Genomic DNA, 18,407 nt, shown 5'->3' with positions numbered 1-18,407 from the left:
GGACACTCAGGCGCGGTAGGCCGACCAAGCGTTCTTCATCCGCGTGGTCTGGCCCGCCGTGAACTCGTTCATGCAGCTGTCGTGGCTGTAGTCCATGAAGTTGTGCACCGGGTCCTTGCCCGTCGACGTGCAGGTGTCCTTGTCCGCCGGGCAACCCGACGTGGCCGTGGCTTCGGCCGGGGTGTCGGACACGTAGTCGCCCGATCCCGAGCAGCCGCCCTGGAACGTGTGGTACAGCCCCATCCAGTGGCCGACCTCGTGGGTGGCCGTGTCGCCCTCGTTGAAGTTCGTGGCCGAACGGCCCGGGAGGGACTCGTCGAGCAGCACCACGCCGTCCAGCTTCGGCTGGCTGCTGTAGTTCGACGGGAACGTCGCCCAGCCGAGCAGGTCGTCGCCGAGGCTGGCGGTGTAGATGTTCAGCGCGTTCTTGCCGCCCTTGCGCAGCGTGTTCTTCATGGCGCGCTCGGCCGAAGTGCCGTCGGTGATGCCGTTGTACCAGGTCGAGTTGTTCGTGTAGTCGGTGCTGACGAGCGAGAAGCTGAAGCCGCTCGACGCGTATGCGCTGTTCAGGACCGAGATCTGCTTGCTGATCGTCGACGACGGCAGGTTGCCGGTCGAGCCGCTGGTGATCACGTGGAAGTACACCGGGATCGACACCGCGGCCGCCTGGGCGGAGAACGCCGTGCGCTTGCCGGCGAGCTTGCTCTGCATGTCGGCCTCGATGCGGGCCGCCTCGGCCGGGGACACCGTGCCGGCGTGGCCGTCCCGGCTGCGGTCCGCGGCGTGCGTGGGGGTGAAGCAGTCGCTGCCCGGCGCCGCGACGGCGCCCCCGGCTCCTGCGGCCGGGACGACCAGGGCGACCAGGGAGAGCGCGGACACCGCACCCAGCTTGACGGCCCGACCGAACCGCTCCGAACTGCTCATGGACGAACTCCTCTTGCCACGACCCGGCTACTCCGGGTGGTCAGGAGAAAATGCGGCAAGCGATCTTGGAAATCCACCGTCTTTCGGCTGAAAAAGACAATCGGAACGATCGGCGCCATCCATGCGGAGTAGTGCATAAGCCGGGCGTTGGGCCGAACGGCCCATCAGCTCCAGCGCACGGCGACGAGCTGGGTCAGCAGCGCCAGCCGGACGTCGGGGTCGTCGAGGTCCAGCGGCACCAGTTCGAGCAGCTTCCGCATCCGGTACCGCAGGGTGTTCGGGTGGATCCGCAGCTCCCGCGCCGCCGCCCGCGGGTCGCCGGGGTGCCGCAGCCACTCGTAAAGCGTCTCGACGTAGCCGGCCTTGCCCGCTTCGTCGTGCGCGCGCAGGGTGTGCAGGGGTCCGAGGTCGGCGACCCGCGCCGCGGCCGCCGCCGTCGCGCCGCGGTGCAGCGTCAGCGCCGTCCAGGCCTCGTCGAAGGCGATCACGCGCTCGGCGAGGATTTCGGCGCGCAGCAGGCCGAGGGCTTCGTCGGCCTGGGCGCGTGAGGCCGCGAGGTCGCCGATCCCGCTGGGGGAGCCCGCCGCCGCTCGCGGCGCACCGCCGCGCCGGGACGCCGGTTGCGCGGCCAGTGCCTGCCGCAGCTCGGCCCAGCCACCCGGGCCCGGCCGGTCGGGCACCACGGCGTAGAGCAGCCCGGCGAGCTCGGTCGCCACCGGGCGGCTGCCGATGCCCTGGGAGATCCGTTCGAGCAGGGCGAGCCGCAGGCCCTCGGCGTCGCGCCCGTCGCCGCCGGTGACCTCGATGACGACCACGCGGTGCGGCTCGTCGGACAGGTCCAGCTCCGCCATCGCCTTCCGCGGGTTCGCCCGCCCTTCGAGCACCGCGCGCAGCAGTTCGGCCGACGCGCGCCGCTGCGCGTCGGTGTGCGCGCGGCGGCGCAGCAGGTGCAGCGCGACGACCGGGGCGGCGTCGGCGAACGCGGCCGCGCGCTCGTCGGACACCGGCCCGGAGACCACCGCCCACATCGAGCCCAGCAGCTCGCCGCCCATCCGGATCGGCACGATCAGCCGCGGCAGCGTGCCGTCGCGCTGGGCGGGGACGAAGATCGTCTGCCGGCCGCGCGACAGTTCGCGGAACACCCCGCGCGACCGGAACCGCGCGAGGACGTCGTCGGGGATGCGGCGGCCCATGATGGTGGCGACGCGGGCGGGGTCGGTCAGGTCCTGGCGCGCGGAGTAGGCGAGCACGCGCGAGTTGGTGTCCTCGATGGTCACCGGCGCGTCGACGACGCTGGCCACGGCGTCGGCCAGCCGGAACAGGTCGCCGGAACCGGGGTCGAGGTCCTCGGACTCGTCGGCGAGGGCGTCCAGGACGGTCCGGAGCAGCCAGACGAGCTGCGCCCACGACGTCGCGGCGTGCACCTGGACCAACGCGATCCCGCTGGCCTTCGCGGCCCGCTTCACCGCCGGTTTCGCGGCCAGCGGCGGCTTCAGCAGTACGGCGGCGGCGCCCTGCCCGGCACTCTGCTTCACCAGCTCGGCGGCGTCTTCGGGCCCGGTGGTGGCGACGCCGAGCACCAGGTCGCCGGCGGACAGCGTGAGCGCCCCGCCGGGTTCGGCGATGACGACGTCGGCGACCGCGGGCGAGTCGTCGGGTACCTGGAGCGCATGGAGCAGCGTCGGCCCCACCCGGTCGACCACGCTGCGCACCGAAACCACGACAGCATTCTTGCCGAGAAACCCCTGGAAGGCTCGCTAGGGTCGGCGGGGTGGGCGATGCCCGGCGGATCGTGGAAACGGCTACGACAGGGGCTGTTCTGGGCGCAGCACGTGCGCGAGCGGTTCCCCGGGGCCGGCAGGCGGCCCGTCACCGGGAAGCCAGGGGTGAGCCGGGTGATCAGGCCGGTGTCAGCCGGGGCTCCGCCCCGAGCCGGGGGCCTCGCCACCCGGACCTCCGAAAGCCGGCTTGCGCGCGTCGATGTCCTCCGGGGTGTACTGCTCGCGCTTGGTCGTCAGGGCCCAGCGGTGCCCGTCGGGATCGACGACGCGGCCGTAACGCTCGCCGAAGAACATTTCGGAGACCGGTGCTTCGACCGTCGCGCCCGCGAAGACCGCGCGGCGGGCGAGGTCGTCCGGGTCGGCCGTCTCCAGCGTGAGCAGCATCGGGGTGCCGCCGATCGTCGACGGCGCCAGTGCGTCGAGCGCGGCGATCTCCTGGCTGACCAGCAGCCGCGCGTCACCGACGGCCAGCTCGACGAACAGCACCGTGCCGTCCGGCAGCACCGTGCGGAACAGCTCCACCGCGCCGAACGCCTTGGTGTAGAAGGAAAGGGCGAGGTCCACATCGCGCACGAACAGGTGCGGCACCAGGCCGAGCGGGCGGCTCACGCCGACTCCGGGCGGGCGGTCAGCCCCGCGTCCCCGGCCGCGGCGACCAGCCGGGCCAGCAGGGCCGTCTCCCGCGCGGCCGCGGCCCGGCCCGCCGGGGTGATCCGGTAGTAGCGGCGGCGCGAGTCCTCGCCCGGGAGCTCCTCGGCCAGGCCGTCGGCGGCCAGCCGGGCCAGCGTCCGGTAGAGCGTCCCGGGCCCCAGCTGGACGGCGCCGCCGGTGACCTCGGCGACGAACCCCATGATCCCGTAGCCGTGCGCGCGCCCGCCCGGCCCGGTGGCCAGGGCCAGCAGCACCTGGAACGCCGCGGGGGTCAGCGGGTTGCCGTCGGCCATGGACCGAGCCTACACTCCAGCCTGGTTATATCCATGGTGGATATAGAGAGGCGGGATCATGCCCATCCGGGGAGTCGGCAAGGTCGTGGTCGGGGTCGAAGACCAGGCACGCGCCAAGCGGTTCTGGTCCGAGGTGATCGGCTTCGCGGTGACGACCGATGTGCCCTACGACGACCAGGGCCGCCGCTGGGTCGAGGTGACCGCGCCGGACGGGACGATCCTCGTGCTCAGCGAGAACCCCGAGGACCGCCCCCGCGGCGCCGGCGACCAGTTGCCGACGTCGAACTTCTTCCTGTACGCCGACGACGTCGAGAAGACGTACGAGGAGTTGTCGGCGAAGGGCGTGGAGTTTCCCGCGAAGCCGGAGAAGCAGCCGTGGGGCTGGTGGTCGATGTTCGCCGACTCCGAGGGGAACCGCTTCGCGCTGCAGCAGCGCGGTTAGCGGGACAGGGCAACGTGTCTCCCAGGAGGTGGGAAGGGTTGGGTGGGCCGTTCGGCGCAAGTAGTTTCGGCCCGGCAGCCCCCTCCGCGAACCCTTGAACCGCAAGGAGAAAACCGATGGCCGAGACTTCGGCGTGGTCCTTCGAGACCAAGCAGATCCACGCGGGTGCCGCGCCGGACCCGGCCACCGGGGCGCGGGCCACGCCGATCTACCAGACGACGTCGTACGTCTTCCGCGACAGCCAGCACGGTGCCGACCTGTTCAGCCTCGCCGAGCCCGGCAACATCTACACGCGGATCATGAACCCGACCCAGGACGTGCTGGAGCAGCGGCTCGCCGCGCTCGAAGGCGGCGTCGCGGCGCTGGCGTTCGCGTCCGGCTCGGCCGCGACCACGGCGGCGATCCTCAACCTCGCGGGCGCGGGCGACCACTTCGTCTCGAGCCCGTCGCTCTACGGCGGCACCTACAACCTCTTCCACTACACGCTGCCGAAGCTCGGCGTCGAGGTCACGTTCATCGAGGACCAGGACGACCTGGAGCAGTGGCGCGCCGCCGTCCGGCCGAACACCAAGCTGTTCTTCGCCGAGACGCTGGCCAACCCGGGCAGCAACGTCCTCGACATCCGGGGCGTCGCCGACGTCGCGCACGAAGCCGGCGTTCCGCTCGTCGTCGACAACACCGTGCCGACGCCGTACCTGCTGCGCCCGATCGAGCACGGCGCCGACGTCGTCGTGCACTCCGCGACGAAGTACCTCGGCGGCCACGGGACGACGGTGGCCGGCGTGCTGGTCGACGGCGGCACCTTCGACTTCGGCAAGGACCCGGCGAAGTTCCCCGGCTTCAACGAGCCGGACCCCAGCTACCACGGCCTGAAGTACTGGGAAGCGCTCGGCCCGGGCGCGTACGCGGCGAAGGCGCGCGTACAGATCCTTCGCGACACCGGCGCGGCGATCGCGCCGTTGAACAGCTTCCTGATCCTGCAGGGCATCGAAACCCTGTCGCTGCGCCTCGAGCGGCACGTCTCGAACGCGCAGGCGCTGGCCGAGTGGCTGGAGCAGCGCGACGAGGTCGAAAAGGTCTACTACGCCGGCCTGCCGTCGAGCCCGCACCACGCCAACGCGCAGAAGTACCTCCCGCGCGGCGCCGGCGCGGTCCTCTCCTTCGACCTGCGCGGCGGGGTCGAGGCGGGCCGGAAGTTCGTCGACGGCACCGAACTGCACAGCCAGCTGGTGAACATCGGTGACGTCCGCAGCCTGATCGTGCACCCGGCGTCGACCACGCACAGCCAGCTCAACCCGGAAGAGCAGCTCTCCAGCGGCGTCACGCCCGGGCTGGTCCGGCTCGCCGTCGGGCTGGAGGGCATCGAGGACCTCAAGGCCGACCTCGAGGCCGGATTCCGGGCGGCCAAGGCGGAACTGTGACGGCTGAGCCCGTCACCGGCGCCTGGCGGATCGGTGATCTGCCGGGCCGCCGGGAGTTCGTCACCGGCCCCGGCGCGCTCGCGCTGGAGGCCGGGGGCGTGCTGCCTGCCTTCTCGCTCGCGTACGAGACGTGGGGGACGCTGAACTCCGACGCGTCCAACGCGATCCTCGTCGAGCACGCGTTGACGGGGGACAGCCACGCGGCCGGGCCCGCCGGACCGGGGCACCCCGGCGCGGGCTGGTGGGACGGGCTGATCGGGCCGGGGAAGGCCGTGGACACGAACGAGTTCTTCGTCGTGGTCCCGAACGTGCTGGGCGGCTGCCAGGGCTCGACCGGGCCGTCGTCGCCTTCGCCCGACGGGCGACCGTGGGGCAGCCGGTTCCCGGTGGTGACGGTGCGGGACCAGGTGGCTTCCGAGGCGGCACTGGCCGACCACCTCGGAATCGACCGCTGGGCGGCCGTCGTCGGCGGCTCGATGGGCGGGATGCGCGCGCTCGAGTGGGCGGTGTCGCGGCCCTCGCGGGTGGCTTCGGTGCTGGTGCTGGCGTCGACCGCGCGGGCGTCGGCCGAGCAGATCGCCTGGGCGGCCCCGCAACTGCACGCGATCCGCAGCGACCCGTTCTTCCACGGCGGCGACTACTACTCGGCGCCGGAAGGGCCGTCCCGCGGACTCGGCATCGCGCGGCGGATCGCGCACGTCACCTACCGCAGCGAACCCGAACTGGCCCAGCGGTTCGGCCGGGGGTACCAGGACGCGGAGGACCCGCTGCACGGCGGCCGGTTCGCCGTCGAGTCCTATTTGGACCACCACGCGGCCAAGCTCGCCCGCCGCTTCGACGCGAACAGCTACCTGGTGCTGACGGAGTCGATGAACACCCACGACGTCGGCCGCGGCCGCGGCGGCGTGGCGGCGGCGCTGGGCCGGGTGACGGCCAGGGCGGTGATCGGCGGCGTCGACAGCGACCGGCTCTACCCGCTGTACCAGTCGGCGGAGATCGCGGCCGGGATCGCCGGGGCACCGGAGCCGTCGGTCGTGTCGTCGCCCTACGGGCACGATTCGTTCCTCATCGAAACCGGCCAGATCGCGGCCCTGGTGAAGCACCTGCTCGGCTAGCGCCCAAGCGCCCCAATGTGGCCTTCGGTGCGTTGAGCGCACCCAAGGTGGCCTTCGGTGCGTTCAACGCACCCAAGGCCACATTGGGGCGTATGGGGGCTCTAGTCGGAGACGGCCTCGGAGATCCAGGGGGCCACCGGCAGGTCGCGGTCCAGGCACTCCACCGACAGCCGGATGGTCCAGCGCAGCGCCTGCAGGACGAGGCTGTCGACCTCGTCCGGGGCCGCGTTGGCGAGGGCGATCTCGACCTGCTCCTGTGCGGCTTCGGTGTTGCCGTGGACCTCGGCGAGCAATGTCCGGACCGCGGTCCGCACCGGCGGGTCGGCCTGGTCGATCGAGACCTCTTCACCGTCCTCGTCGAACACCTGGACCTTCACCGGGGCGCTGCCCCCGTCACCGAGGGTGGACACCATCGCGCTGCACTCTCCGAAGAGCAGCAGCATGAGGGCCTTCGTCTCGTCCGCGCGAGCCTGCGGCTCGGCGGCCGAGGGGGCGACCTCGCCCAGCGCTTCGGCGTCGTCGCCGAGGCTCAGCGCGGTCAACGCGCGCTGAGCCTTCTCGACGAGCCGGCGCTCCTGCTCGCTCCAATCCGGGTCCACGTGCCCCATCAAACACCACGCGGGCGCTCGGCGGGATACCTTGATCCGCGGAGGGTCATCCGGCCGCGCGAAGGGCACCCAGCGCGAGCCGGCAAAGCAGTTCGGCGAGCTCGTCGTCACCGAGATGGCGGTTGTACGGGGTCGAGTTGATCAATCCGAACACGGCGTGTGCCGCCGACCGCGCCTGCCGTTCCCCCAGGTCCGGGACGGCTTCGCGAATCACGCGCACCCACACCTCGACGTACTGGCGCTGGAGCGCGCGCACCTGCTTGCGGTCGGCGTCGGTGAGGTTGGCGAGGTTGCGCTCCTGAACGGTGATCAAGGCCGGGTGCGCGAGCGCGAAATCGACGTGGAACCGCACGAGGCCGGTCAGCGTGTCGTCGGGCTCACCCGGCCGGGCGGCCCGTGCCGTGCCGCCGTCGAGCAGGTAGCGGCTAATCGAGTTCAGCATCTCGCCGAGGATCGCGTCCTTGCTGCGGAAGTGCCGGTAGAGGGCCGGGCCGGAGATGCCGACCGCGGCGCCGATGTCGTCGATGCCGACGCCGTGGAAGCCGTGGTGGGCGAACAGCTCGGCGGCCGCGGACAGGATCTGTTCGCGCCTGCTCGCCTTCTCGCCGTTCACGAGAGGGGTGGGGTTGGCCGGCATCCGGTCAGTTTAGAGCGGCAGGTTAGCGAGCGCTAACGTCCCGCCGGCCTTGCGGCGCGGGGAACGGCGGCTGACCGATCGCTGACGTTTCACACTTCCGGTGTGGGCCGAGTGGGTACCTACCGGTAACGAAGGCTTCCTTGTCAGGCTTTTACCTGCTGTCCTATTCGGGTCGGCCCTGTCACAAAGGAGTGACCCATGGCTGTTCCCACCCGTAATTTCCGGCGATCCCTCCTACGGTTGAGCACGGCCCTGGGGGCCGTTGTCCTTTCCACGCTCGGCGTCACGGGCCTCGCCCACGCCGCCGGGACCGTCTACGCCGCGCTCGGCGACTCCTACTCCTCCGGGGTCGGGGCCGGCAGCTACGGCAGTTCCGGGAGCTGTTACCGCAGCTCCAAGGCCTATCCGCAGCTGTGGGCCAACGCCCACAGCGGAACCTCGTTCACGTTCCTGGCCTGTTCCGGGGCCCGCACGGGCGACGTGATCAACCAGGCGAACTCGATCCCCTCGTCGGCCACGCTTGTCACGGTGACCGTCGGCGGGAACGACGCCGGCTTCGCGGACGTGATCCAGGCCTGCACGCTGGGCAGTGATTCCGACTGCGTGAACCGGGTCAACACGGCCAAGACCTACGTCAACAACACGCTGCCGCCGTTGCTGACCAACACCTACAACGCGATCAAGGCCAAGGCGCCGGGCGCCAAGCTCGTCGTCCTGTCCTACCCGCGCTTCTACACCGTGCCCGGCTCCTGCTGGGTGGGGCTGAGCGACACGAAGCGCACGGCGATCAACTCCGGCGCGGACGCGCTGGCGTCGGTGATCCAGTCGCGGGCGGGCTCGGCGGGCGCCACGTTCGTCGACGTCCGGCCGTCGTTCGCCGGGCACAACATCTGCTCGTCGGCCGGCGATTACCTGCACAGCCTGGCCTGGCCGGTGATCGAGTCCTACCACCCGACCGCGGCCGGGCAGTCGGGCGGCTACTACGCCCCGCTGCGGGCGGCGATCGGCTGATCGGCCCCGTGACGGCCACCCCGGTCCGCCGGGGTGGCCGTTCGCGTTCCGGCGACTGGACACCCACGTTAGCGGTCGCTAACATCGGAGCGGAGGTTAACGCCCGCTAACTTCGAGGGAGCCCATGGACACGCCGGCACTGGGGACTACGGCTGCCCCGGACAGCGAGGCCTACGCCCGCAACGCCACCTCCCACGCGGAGCTGGTGGAAGACCTCCGCAAACGCCTGTCGGCCGCCCGGCTCGGCGGGCCGGAGAAGGCCCGCACGCGGCACGTCGAGCGCGGCAAGCTGCTGCCCCGCGACCGCGTCGACACGCTGCTGGACCCGGGTTCGCCCTTCCTCGAGCTGTCCCCGCTGGCGGCGACCGGCCTCTACGACGACGAAGCGCCGTCGGCGGGCATCATCACCGGCGTCGGGCGGGTCTCGGGCCGGGAGTGCGTGGTCGTCGCCAACGACGCCACCGTCAAGGGCGGCACGTACTACCCGATGACGGTGAAGAAGCACCTGCGCGCCCAAGAGGTCGCGCTGCACAACAACCTGCCGTGCGTCTACCTGGTGGACTCCGGCGGCGCGTTCCTGCCCAGACAAGACGAGGTCTTCCCGGATCGTGAACACTTCGGCCGGATCTTCTACAACCAGGCGACGATGTCCGCGCGCGGCATCCCGCAGATCGCCGCCGTGCTCGGCTCCTGCACCGCCGGCGGCGCGTACGTCCCGGCGATGAGCGACGAGGCCGTGATCGTCCGGAACCAGGGCACGATCTTCCTCGGCGGCCCGCCGCTGGTGAAGGCGGCGACCGGCGAGGTCGTGACGGCCGAAGACCTGGGCGGCGGCGACGTCCACGCGCGCCAGTCCGGCGTCACCGACCACCTCGCCGACGACGACGCGCACGCCTTGCGGATCGTTCGCTCGATCGTGTCGACGCTCGGGCCGCGCGCGCCGCGTCCCTGGGATGTCCTGCCGACCGAAGCGCCCGCGGTCGACCCGGCCGAGCTGTACGGCGTCGTGCCGACCGACCCGCGCGTGCCCTACGACGTCCGCGAGGTGATCGCCCGGATCGTCGACGGCAGCCGGTTCGGCGAGTTCAAGAAGGAGTACGGGGCCACGCTGGTCACCGGCTTCGCCCGGATCCACGGCCACCCGGTCGGCATCATCGCGAACAACGGCGTGCTGTTCGCCGAGTCGGCCATGAAGGGCGCGCACTTCATCGAGCTGTGCGACAAGCGCTCGATCCCGCTGCTGTTCCTGCAGAACATCACCGGCTTCATGGTCGGGCGCGCGTACGAGGCCGGTGGCATCGCCAAGCACGGCGCGAAGATGGTCACGGCGGTGGCGTGCGCGCGGGTGCCGAAGCTGACCATCGTGATCGGCGGCTCGTTCGGCGCGGGCAACTACTCGATGTGCGGCCGGGCGTACTCCCCTCGGTTCCTGTGGATGTGGCCGAACGCGCGGATCTCGGTGATGGGTGGCGAGCAGGCGGCGTCGGTGCTCTCGACGGTCCGCCGAGACTCGATCGAAGCCCGTGGCGGCGAATGGTCTGCAGAGGACGAAGAGGCGTTCAAGGATCCGATCCGGGAGCAGTACGAGGCGCAGGGCAGCCCGTACTACTCCACCGCGCGGCTGTGGGACGACGGCGTGATCGACCCGGCGGACACCCGCACGGTGCTCGGCCTCGCCCTCTCGGCCGCGGCCAACGCGCCGCTGTCCGAGGTCAACTACGGCGTCTTCCGGATGTGAGGGTCATGTTCGACTCAGTTTTGGTCGCGAACCGGGGCGAGATCGCGGTCCGGGTCATCCGCACGCTGCGGGCCCTCGGCATCCGGGCGGTCGCCGTGTACAGCGACGCGGACGCCGACGCCCGGCACGTCCGCGAGGCGCACGCGGCGGTGCGCATCGGACCCGCGGAAGCTGCGAAGAGCTACCTCTCGATTCCGGCCATTGTGGACGCCGCCGTGTCGTCGGGTGCGCAGGCCGTGCACCCGGGTTACGGCTTCCTGGCGGAGAACGCCGAGTTCGCGCGGGCCTGCGAGGCCGCCGGGCTGGTGTTCATCGGTCCGCCGGTCGCGGCGATCGACGCCATGGGCGACAAGATCCGGGCCAAGGCGACGGTGTCGGAGGCCGGCGTCCCGGTCGTCCCCGGCGCATCCGATGTGGACATCCCCGACGGCGATTTCGCCGCCGCCGCCGCGAAAGTCGGCTACCCGCTGCTGCTCAAGCCGTCCGCCGGTGGTGGCGGCAAGGGCATGCGGCTGGTGCACGCACCCGAGGAGCTGGCCGCCGCGATCGAGTCCGCGCGGCGCGAGGCCAAGGGGTCCTTCGGCGACGACACGCTGCTGATGGAGCGGTTCGTCACGACCCCGCGGCACATCGAGATCCAGGTACTGGCCGACACGCACGGCAACGTCATCCACCTCGGCGAGCGCGAGTGCAGCCTGCAGCGGCGGCACCAGAAGATCATCGAGGAAGCGCCGTCGGTGCTGCTGGACGCCGCGACCCGCGAGAAGATGGGTTCGGCGGCGGTCGAGGCCGCGCGCTCGGTGGGGTACGTCGGCGCCGGAACCGTCGAGTTCATCCTGTCGGCCCACGATCCGGACGAGTTCTTCTTCATGGAGATGAACACCCGGCTGCAGGTCGAGCACCCGGTCACCGAGCTGGTCACCGGCCTCGACCTGGTCGAGTGGCAGGTCCGGGTGGCGGCGGGTGAAGAGCTTTCGGTGGCCCAGGAAGACGTCGTCCTCAACGGACACGCCGTCGAGGCCCGCGTGTACGCCGAGGACCCGGCGCGCGGCTTCATCCCGACCGGCGGCACGGTGCTGGCGGTGCACGAGCCGTCCGGTGACGGCGTCCGCGTCGACTCCTGGATGACGCCGGGTGCGGTGGTCGGCTCGAACTACGACCCGATGCTGGCCAAGGTCATCGCCTGGGGTCCGGACCGCGCGGCGGCACTGCACCGGCTCGACCTGGCGCTGGCCGACACGGCGCTGCTGGGCATCGGCACGAACACGGCGTTCCTGCGCGGGCTGCTGGCCGACGCCGACGTCCGCGCCGGCCGGCTCGACACCGAGCTGGTCGACCGGCGGCTGTCCACCCTGGTCTCCTCCGACGTGCCCGCCGAGTTCTTCGTCGCGGCCGCGCTGGACCGGTTCCTGGAGCTGCAGCCCGCGGGGCCGGTGGTGGACCCGTGGGACGTGCCGGACGGCTGGCGGATGGGTGGTTCCGGCGGGGTGACGTTCCGGCTGAAGTCCGGTGCCGCCCGCGCCGTGGTCCGGGTCCAGGGCACGCCTTCCGCCGCGACGGTTTTCCTGGACGACGAGGCTCCGGTCCACGTTTCGGCCCGGCGCGACGGCGACGTCCTCGAGATCCGGCACGCCGGCGGGTTCCACCGCTACCGCCAGGCCTGCGGTCCGGACCGGACGGTCTGGCTGGCGCGCAACGGGTTCAGCTTCCCGTTCGGGGAGCAGGAATTCGTGCTGGCATCGCGCGGCGAGGCCGCCGGGGCCGGTCCGGTCAAAAGCCCGATGCCGGGCACGGTGCTCGTGGTGAAGGTCGCCGCGGGTGACGTCGTGCAGGCCGGGATGCCGTTGCTGGTCGTCGAAGCGATGAAGATGGAGCACACGGTCACCGCGCCGATCGACGGCGTGGTCGGCGAACTCCCCGTCCGGGCCGGCCAACAAGTCGCACTGGACGAAACCCTTGCCGTCGTTACGCCCCAAGAGGAGCAGCAGTGATCGACTTCCGCCTGGACGAGGAGTACGAGTCCCTCCGCAAGACCGTCGAGGACTTCGCGCACGCGGAGGTCGCGCCGGTGATCGGCGACCTGTACGAGAAGGAAGAATTCCCGTACGCGATCGTCGCGAAGATGGGGGAGATGGGCCTGTTCGGCCTGCCCTTCCCCGAGGAGTTCGGCGGCATGGGTGGCGACTACTTCGCACTGTGCCTGGCGTTGGAGGAGCTGGCGCGGGTCGATTCGTCGGTCGCGATCACCCTGGAAGCCGGCGTCTCCCTCGGCGCGATGCCGATCTACCGCTTCGGTTCCCAGGCGCAGAAGGAGAAGTGGCTGCCTTCGCTGTGCGAAGGAACGGCGCTGGGTGGCTTCGGCCTGACCGAGCCGGGCGGCGGCTCGGACGCCGGGGCGACGCGCACGCGCGCCTCTTTGGACGGTGACGAGTGGGTGGTCAACGGCAGCAAGGCGTTCATCACGAACTCGGGCACGGACATCACCCGGTTCGTCACGGCCACCGCGGTCACCGACGTGATGGAGAACGGCCGCAAGGAGATCTCGGCGATCCTCATCCCGTCCGGCACGCCGGGCTTCGCGGTGGCGCCGAAGTACTCCAAGGTCGGCTGGAACTGCTCGGACACCCACGAGCTGTCCTTTTCGGACGTCCGGGTACCGGCGGAGAACCTGATCGGCGTCCGTGGCCGCGGGTACGCGCAGTTCCTGTCCATTTTGGACGAAGGCCGCGTCGCGATCGCCGCGTTGTCGGTCGGTCTCGCGCAGGGCTGTGTGGACGAGAGCCTCAAGTACGTGAAGGACCGCGTGGCGTTCGGCAAGCGGATCGGCGAGTACCAGGCCATCCAGTTCAAGATCGCGGACATGGAGGTCCGCACCCACACGGCCCGCCTGGCGTACTACCAGGCGGCGTCGAAGATGCTGCGCGGCGAGCCGTTCAAGAAGGAGGCGTCGATCGCCAAGCTGGTGGCGTCGAACGCGGCCATGGACAACGCCCGCGACGCGACGCAGATCTTCGGCGGGTACGGGTTCATGAACGAGTTCCCGGTGAGCCGCTTCTACCGCGACGCGAAGATCCTGGAGATCGGCGAGGGCACCAGCGAGGTCCAGAAGATGCTGATTTCGCGCCACCTCGGGGTGGCTTGAGCCCCGGGGCCTCACTGGACAGCGATAACTATACCGGTATAGTTATCGTCATGGTCGAGATCAAAACCGAGTCCGAGCTGGCGATGATGCGCGAAGCCGGCCGGGTGGTGGCGAACACCCTGCACGCGGTCAAGGAGGCGGCCGCGATCGGCGTCTCGCTGCGTGAGCTGGACGAAGTCGCCGCCCAGGTCATCGGCGAAGCCGGGGCGAAACCGTCGTTCCTGCACTACCAGCCGCGGTCCGCGCCGACGCCCTACCCGAACGTCCTCTGCGCCAGTGTCAACGATGTCGTCGTGCACGGGATCCCGACGGCGTACCGCATCCAGGACGGCGACCTCGTCAGCATCGACTGCGGCGCCATCCTCGACGGCTGGAACGGGGACGCCGCGATCAGCTTCGTCGTCGGCAACGCCGATCCCGCCGACCTCGCGCTCATCGAGGCGACCGAGCGGGCGCTGGCCGCCGGGATCGCCGCCGCGCAGCCCGGTGCGAAGCTCGGCGACATCTCACACGCCCTCGGCGTCGCCGGGCGGGCGGCGGGCCACGGCATGCTCGACGACCACGGCGGGCACGGCATCGGCCGGGCGATGCACGAGGACCCGCACCTGCCGAACGAAGGTCGCGCGGGGCGCGGAATGCGGCTCAAGCCGGGCCTCGCGCTGGCGATCGAGCCGATGCTCACCCGGGGTGGCGACGCCTACCGGTACGCCGAGGACGGCTGGTCGATCCTGACCGCCGACGGCAGCCGGGCCGCGCACGTCGAGCACACCATCGCGATCACCGAAGACGGCCCGCGCGTGCTCACTGTGCGGTAGACAGGAAGCATGGACAACACCGTCATCCGATCGGGTGATTCTGGGGATGGGGACACGCTGTTGGGCTTCTTCGACGAAGCCGTCGAATGGCTGGTGGCCCGCGGCAGTGCGAAGCAGTGGGGGACCGAGCCGTGGAGCCGCGTCCCGAAGCGCATCGAGCGCGTCAAGGGCATGGCCGCGGACCCGGGCCTGCGCATCGCGGTGGTCGACGGCGAGCCTGCCGGCGCGCTGATCGTCTCGGAGGAACACGACCCGCACGTGCCGCCGGTCGACGAGCGTGAGCTATACATCCGGCTGCTGATCACGTCGCGGCGGTTCACCGGGCGGCGCGTCGGCGGGCGACTGATCGAGTACGCCCTCGACGAGGCGCGGCGGCGCGGCATCGACCTCGTGCGCGTCGACTGCTGGGCCGGCGGTGACGGCGAGCTGCAGCGGTACTACGAGAACCACGGCTTCAAGCCGACGGTGCGGTTCGCCGTCGACGAGTGGGTCGGGCAGGTGCTGGAGCAGCGCGTGGGGTAGCGCGACGCGGCAGGACGGGCGACACTGTTGACGTCGTGCCAACAGACGAAGGAGTCGCCGTGGCCGAGGAACTCGCGGGCAAGGTCGTCGTCATCACCGGCGGCGGGCAGGGAATCGGCGCGGCGACCGCGTCGGCGCTGTCCCGCCTGCACGCGAAGGTGGTGATCGGCGACCTCGACCAGGTCCGGGCCGAGAAGACCGCCGGCGAACTGGGGGCCGACGCGCTGCCGCTGGACGTCACCGACATCCGCGGGTTCACCGGGTTCCTCGACGAGGTCGAACGCCGCCACGGCCGGATCGACGTGCTGATCAACAACGCCGGCATCATGCCGCTCGGCGACCTGGAGACCGAGAGTGACGCGACGACCCGGCGTCAGCTGGAGATCAACGTGCACGCCGTCATCCACGGCACGCGCGAGGCGGTGAAACGGATGCGGCCGCGGGGCAGCGGGCACATCGTCAACGTCGCGTCGTTCGCGGGCAAGGCCGGCTTCCCCGGCGCCGCGACCTACTGCGCCACCAAGCACGCCGTCGTCGGGCTGTCCGAGGCGGTGCACCTGGAACTGCACGGCACCGGCGTCCACGTCTCGTGCGTGATGCCGGGCATCGTGCGGACGGAACTCGCGAGCGGCCTCGGCGAGGCGAAGATGTTCAAGTCCGTGCGGCCGGAAGAGGTGGCGGACGCCATCGTGGCCACGTTGCGCAAACCCCGTTTCGACGTTTTCGTACCCCGGTCGCTGGGCACTATGGGCAAGCTCACGCGGCTGCTGCCGCGACGGGCGGGCGAGACGCTCGCGCGAGCGTTGAAGGCGGACCGGCTTTTGGCTTCGGCAGCCCATTCCCCGGCCCGCGCGGCGTACGAAGCACGGGCCGCGGAGAGCGGGCCCGGGGTAACCCGGACGGACCAGTGACTGTCCGAATTGGACGTGCTTGCCGGGTGCCCGCGGGTGTGCTGATGTTGAGTCCGCCCGCCCGGCCCGGCAAGATTGCCTCCGGATCCGCTTTTGGGAGGCTCGAGCAAAATGGTTTCACCACCCGCACGGCTGGCCGCCGCGGCGTCGAACGTGGTCGGCAAGCTGCTGCACGGCGGCGTCGCCGACCTGCGCCCGATGCCCCGGGTGCTGATCGACCAGGGCCCCAACCGCTCGCTGTACCGGATGACGCACAGCGGCGGGACGGTGTCCGGGCCGCCGATCCTGCTGGTGCCACCGCTGGCCGCGCCGGCGATCTGCTTCGACCTGCGCCGCGGCTGCAGCCTCATCGAGCACCTGATCGAGGGCGGCCGCAACACCTACCTCGTCGACTACGGCATGGTGGCGTTCTCCGACCGGCGCCTGGGCATCGAGCACTGGATCGACGAGGTGCTGCCGCGCGCGATCCGCAAGGTGAGTGCCGATGCGGGCGGCCAGGCCGTCCACCTGGTGTCCTGGTCGCTGGGCGGGATCTTCTCACTGCTGGTGAACGCCGACCGGCCCGACCTCCCGATCGCGTCGATCACCGCGATCGGCTCACCGGTGGACTTCACAGCCATCCCGATCGTGGCGCCGTTCCGCCCCCTGGTCGACCTCACGAACGGCCACCTGCTGACCCCGATCTACCGCGCCTTCGGCGGCGCACCGTCCTATTTGGTCAGCCGCGTCTTCCGCGCGACGGGCATCAGCAAGGAAATCACGAAGCCGATCGCGATCCTGAAGAACCTGGACGACCGCGACTACCTCGCCCAGATCGAGGCGGTCGACCACTTCATGAGCAACATGTACGCGTACCCGGGCCGCACGTTCGGCCAGCTGTACCACCGCCTGTTCCGCACGAACGACCTGGCGGAGGGCAAGGTGGACCTGAACGGCCGCATCATTTCGCTGTCAGCGGTCCGCGTGCCGACGCTGGTGGTGGCGGGCGAGAACGACACGATCGCGCCAAGTCCGTCGGTGGAGCGCGTGGTGCAGCTGCTGGACAAGGCCCCGGAGGTCCGCTTCAAGACGGCCCCTGGCGGGCACCTGGGTGTGCTGACCGGCCGGAAGGCCCGCGGCACGACGTGGCGCTACCTGGACGAGTTCCTGGACGACCAGATCTCTTGAACACGCTGAAGGCCACCCCGGCCGGGGTGGCCTTCAGCGGTCTCACTTGAGTTCGGCGCTCGACTTCCCGAGCACGCGGCGAGCCACGATGAGCTGCTGGATCTGCTGAGTGCCTTCGAAGATGTCGAGGATCTTCGCGTCCCGCGCCCACTTCTCGAGCAGCGACTCCTCGCCGTAAGCCCCGGTCAGCTCGACGCACTTCAGCGCGATCTCCACCACCGACCGGCCCGCCTTGGCCTTCGCCATCGACGCCTGCAGCGAGTTCGGCTTGCGGTTGTCCGCCATCCACGCCGATTCCAGCGTCAGCAGGTACGCCGACTCGTAGTCCGCCTCCAGGCGCAGGAACTCCGCCGCCGCCGCGTGCTGGGTGTGGGCCGGGCGGTCGTAGTCGATCTCGACGCCCGCCTCCGTGAGGATGCGGCGTGTCTCGTCCAGTGCCGCGCGGGCCACGCCGATCGCCATTGCCGCCACCAGTGGGCGGGTGTTGTCGAACGTCTGCATGACGCCCGCGAATCCCTTGGCGGTGTCGATTTCCGGTGTGCCCAGGAGGTTCTCCTTGGGAACGCGGCAGTTCTCGAAGCGCAGGACCGCCGTGTCGGAGGCGCGGATGCCGAGCTTGTGCTCGACGCGCACCACCTCGAAGCCCGGCGTGCCCTTCTCCACCACGAACGACTTGATCGCCGCGCGGCCCTTGGACTTGTCCAGCGTCGCCCACACGACCACCGCGTCCGCGCGCTCGCCCGACGTCACGAAGATCTTCTCGCCGTTGATGACGTAGTGGTCGCCATCCAGCTTCGCCGTCGTGCTGACCGCCGCCGAGTCCGAACCGAAGGCCGGCTCGGTGATCGCCATCGCCGCCCACATGCCGGAGAAGCGCTCGAGCTGTTCGTCCGTCGCCACCGAGCCGATCGCCGCGTTGCCGAGGCCCTGGCGCGGCATCGACAGCAGCAGGCCGACGTCGCCCCAGCACATCTCGATCGTGCCGAGGACGACGTTCAGGTTGGCGCCGTTGCGGTTTCCCTTCTCGTTCTCGTCCTTCGAGCGGCGGACACCGGCCGCGCCCGCGCCGCCCTCGCCGGAGGAGTTGAGGCCGTCCAGCAGTGCCGCGAACATGTCCAGCTCGGCCGGGTACGTGTGCTCCGCGCGGTCGTACTTCCGCGAGATCGGCCGGAACACCTCGGCCGCGGCCTGGTACGCCTGGTTGATCAGCGCGCCGGCCTTCTTGGGGA

At 70.8% G+C, this 18,407-nt stretch carries 18 protein-coding genes; 11 read left to right on the top strand and 7 right to left on the bottom strand.

The features are described 5' to 3' along the window. Positions 1-6: 6 nt before the first annotated feature. The 4 genes from ACLJQE_RS42915 to ACLJQE_RS42900 all read right to left on the bottom strand — a co-directional run bounded on the left by ACLJQE_RS42915 (position 7) and on the right by ACLJQE_RS42900 (position 3,649). Positions 7-924 (bottom strand): zinc metalloprotease, encoded by a 918-nt coding sequence (locus ACLJQE_RS42915; RefSeq protein ID WP_410645613.1) that lies wholly within the window; start codon positions 922-924, stop codon positions 7-9. Positions 925-1,088: 164 nt separating this feature from the next. Continuing rightward, the gene (locus ACLJQE_RS42910) at positions 1,089-2,645 is read right to left on the bottom strand and encodes a PucR family transcriptional regulator (protein WP_410645612.1); all 1,557 of its coding nucleotides are present in this window, start codon (positions 2,643-2,645) and stop codon (positions 1,089-1,091) included. A gap of 189 nt (positions 2,646-2,834) precedes the next feature. Continuing rightward, positions 2,835-3,314 (bottom strand): VOC family protein, encoded by a 480-nt coding sequence (locus tag ACLJQE_RS42905; RefSeq protein ID WP_410645611.1) that lies wholly within the window; start codon positions 3,312-3,314, stop codon positions 2,835-2,837. Next, on the bottom strand, positions 3,311-3,649 hold the full coding sequence (locus ACLJQE_RS42900; protein WP_410645610.1) for a PadR family transcriptional regulator: 339 nt from the start codon (positions 3,647-3,649) through the stop codon (positions 3,311-3,313). Before ACLJQE_RS42900 ends, ACLJQE_RS42905 begins: the two co-directional genes overlap by 4 nt. Positions 3,650-3,707: 58 nt before the next feature. On the opposite strand from ACLJQE_RS42900, the gene ACLJQE_RS42895 reads away from it, so the two are divergent. The 3 genes from ACLJQE_RS42895 to ACLJQE_RS42885 all read left to right on the top strand — a co-directional run bounded on the left by ACLJQE_RS42895 (position 3,708) and on the right by ACLJQE_RS42885 (position 6,627). Then, a complete protein-coding gene (locus ACLJQE_RS42895) occupies positions 3,708-4,091 on the top strand; it encodes a glyoxalase superfamily protein (RefSeq protein WP_410645609.1) in 384 nt (127 codons plus the stop codon). A gap of 116 nt (positions 4,092-4,207) precedes the next feature. Next, positions 4,208-5,512 (top strand): bifunctional o-acetylhomoserine/o-acetylserine sulfhydrylase, encoded by a 1,305-nt coding sequence (locus tag ACLJQE_RS42890; RefSeq protein WP_410645608.1) that lies wholly within the window; start codon positions 4,208-4,210, stop codon positions 5,510-5,512. Then, positions 5,509-6,627 carry a homoserine O-acetyltransferase gene (locus tag ACLJQE_RS42885; protein WP_410645607.1) on the top strand — a complete coding sequence of 373 codons (1,119 nt, stop codon included), beginning with the start codon at positions 5,509-5,511 and terminating at the stop codon, positions 6,625-6,627. The genes ACLJQE_RS42890 and ACLJQE_RS42885 overlap by 4 nt, the downstream gene beginning before the upstream one ends. A 101-nt stretch (positions 6,628-6,728) precedes the next feature. Here the strand turns inward: ACLJQE_RS42885 and ACLJQE_RS42880 are convergent, their stop codons facing one another. Both ACLJQE_RS42880 and ACLJQE_RS42875 read right to left on the bottom strand, forming a co-directional pair. After that, on the bottom strand, positions 6,729-7,235 hold the full coding sequence (locus ACLJQE_RS42880) for a hypothetical protein (RefSeq protein WP_013229665.1): 507 nt from the start codon (positions 7,233-7,235) through the stop codon (positions 6,729-6,731). 46 nt (positions 7,236-7,281) lie between these two features. After that, positions 7,282-7,872 (bottom strand): TetR/AcrR family transcriptional regulator, encoded by a 591-nt coding sequence (locus ACLJQE_RS42875; RefSeq protein ID WP_410645606.1) that lies wholly within the window; start codon positions 7,870-7,872, stop codon positions 7,282-7,284. Positions 7,873-8,112: 240 nt separating this feature from the next. On the opposite strand from ACLJQE_RS42875, the gene ACLJQE_RS42870 reads away from it, so the two are divergent. The 8 genes from ACLJQE_RS42870 to ACLJQE_RS42835 all read left to right on the top strand — a co-directional run bounded on the left by ACLJQE_RS42870 (position 8,113) and on the right by ACLJQE_RS42835 (position 17,178). Next, positions 8,113-8,883: an SGNH/GDSL hydrolase family protein gene (locus tag ACLJQE_RS42870; RefSeq protein WP_410645605.1), complete on the top strand. Its 771-nt coding sequence runs from the start codon at positions 8,113-8,115 to the stop codon at positions 8,881-8,883. Between the two features lie 124 nt (positions 8,884-9,007). Beyond that, positions 9,008-10,621, top strand: a complete 1,614-nt coding sequence (locus ACLJQE_RS42865; RefSeq protein WP_410645604.1) for a carboxyl transferase domain-containing protein — start codon at positions 9,008-9,010, stop codon at positions 10,619-10,621. Positions 10,622-10,626: 5 nt separating this feature from the next. Continuing rightward, entirely contained in the window at positions 10,627-12,612 is a 1,986-nt protein-coding gene (locus tag ACLJQE_RS42860; RefSeq protein WP_410645603.1) for an acetyl/propionyl/methylcrotonyl-CoA carboxylase subunit alpha, read from the top strand. Next, positions 12,609-13,763 carry an acyl-CoA dehydrogenase family protein gene (locus ACLJQE_RS42855; RefSeq protein ID WP_410645602.1) on the top strand — a complete coding sequence of 385 codons (1,155 nt, stop codon included), beginning with the start codon at positions 12,609-12,611 and terminating at the stop codon, positions 13,761-13,763. The genes ACLJQE_RS42860 and ACLJQE_RS42855 overlap by 4 nt, the downstream gene beginning before the upstream one ends. Before the next feature lie 50 nt (positions 13,764-13,813). Further along, complete coding sequence (gene map, locus ACLJQE_RS42850; protein WP_410645601.1) at positions 13,814-14,578, top strand: type I methionyl aminopeptidase; 765 nt, start codon at positions 13,814-13,816, stop codon at positions 14,576-14,578. Between the two features lie 9 nt (positions 14,579-14,587). Then, entirely contained in the window at positions 14,588-15,100 is a 513-nt protein-coding gene (locus ACLJQE_RS42845) for a GNAT family N-acetyltransferase (protein ID WP_410645600.1), read from the top strand. 59 nt (positions 15,101-15,159) lie between these two features. Next, a complete protein-coding gene (locus ACLJQE_RS42840; protein ID WP_410645599.1) occupies positions 15,160-16,011 on the top strand; it encodes an SDR family oxidoreductase in 852 nt (283 codons plus the stop codon). 111 nt (positions 16,012-16,122) lie between these two features. Then, on the top strand, positions 16,123-17,178 hold the full coding sequence (locus tag ACLJQE_RS42835; RefSeq protein ID WP_410645598.1) for an alpha/beta fold hydrolase: 1,056 nt from the start codon (positions 16,123-16,125) through the stop codon (positions 17,176-17,178). Between the two features lie 42 nt (positions 17,179-17,220). Here the strand turns inward: ACLJQE_RS42835 and ACLJQE_RS42830 are convergent. After that, positions 17,221-18,407, bottom strand: a 1,187-nt coding sequence (locus ACLJQE_RS42830) for an acyl-CoA dehydrogenase family protein (RefSeq protein WP_410645597.1), incomplete at its 5' end; no start/stop codon positions are given.

It is taken from the genome of Amycolatopsis sp. lyj-346 (genome assembly GCF_046548975.1).
GTDB lineage: Bacteria > Actinomycetota > Actinomycetes > Mycobacteriales > Pseudonocardiaceae > Amycolatopsis.
Note: the sequence above shows the minus strand (reverse complement) of the source record. Positions and strands in the feature narration are given on the sequence as shown.

Excerpts from the sequence above, each read along its gene's own strand:
- ACLJQE_RS42915 (WP_410645613.1), bottom strand. The coding sequence starts at position 924 with ATGAGCAGTTCGGAGCGGTTCGGTCGGGCCGTCAAGCTGGGTGCGGTG.
- ACLJQE_RS42900 (WP_410645610.1), bottom strand. The coding sequence starts at position 3,649 with ATGGCCGACGGCAACCCGCTGACCCCCGCGGCGTTCCAGGTGCTGCTG.
- ACLJQE_RS42895 (WP_410645609.1), top strand. The coding sequence starts at position 3,708 with ATGCCCATCCGGGGAGTCGGCAAGGTCGTGGTCGGGGTCGAAGACCAG.
- ACLJQE_RS42890 (WP_410645608.1), top strand. The coding sequence starts at position 4,208 with ATGGCCGAGACTTCGGCGTGGTCCTTCGAGACCAAGCAGATCCACGCG.
- ACLJQE_RS42880 (WP_013229665.1), bottom strand. The coding sequence starts at position 7,235 with ATGGGGCACGTGGACCCGGATTGGAGCGAGCAGGAGCGCCGGCTCGTC.
- ACLJQE_RS42875 (WP_410645606.1), bottom strand. The coding sequence starts at position 7,872 with ATGCCGGCCAACCCCACCCCTCTCGTGAACGGCGAGAAGGCGAGCAGG.
- ACLJQE_RS42865 (WP_410645604.1), top strand. The coding sequence starts at position 9,008 with ATGGACACGCCGGCACTGGGGACTACGGCTGCCCCGGACAGCGAGGCC.
- ACLJQE_RS42860 (WP_410645603.1), top strand. The coding sequence starts at position 10,627 with ATGTTCGACTCAGTTTTGGTCGCGAACCGGGGCGAGATCGCGGTCCGG.
- map (WP_410645601.1), top strand. The coding sequence starts at position 13,814 with ATGGTCGAGATCAAAACCGAGTCCGAGCTGGCGATGATGCGCGAAGCC.
- ACLJQE_RS42845 (WP_410645600.1), top strand. The coding sequence starts at position 14,588 with ATGGACAACACCGTCATCCGATCGGGTGATTCTGGGGATGGGGACACG.
- ACLJQE_RS42835 (WP_410645598.1), top strand. The coding sequence starts at position 16,123 with ATGGTTTCACCACCCGCACGGCTGGCCGCCGCGGCGTCGAACGTGGTC.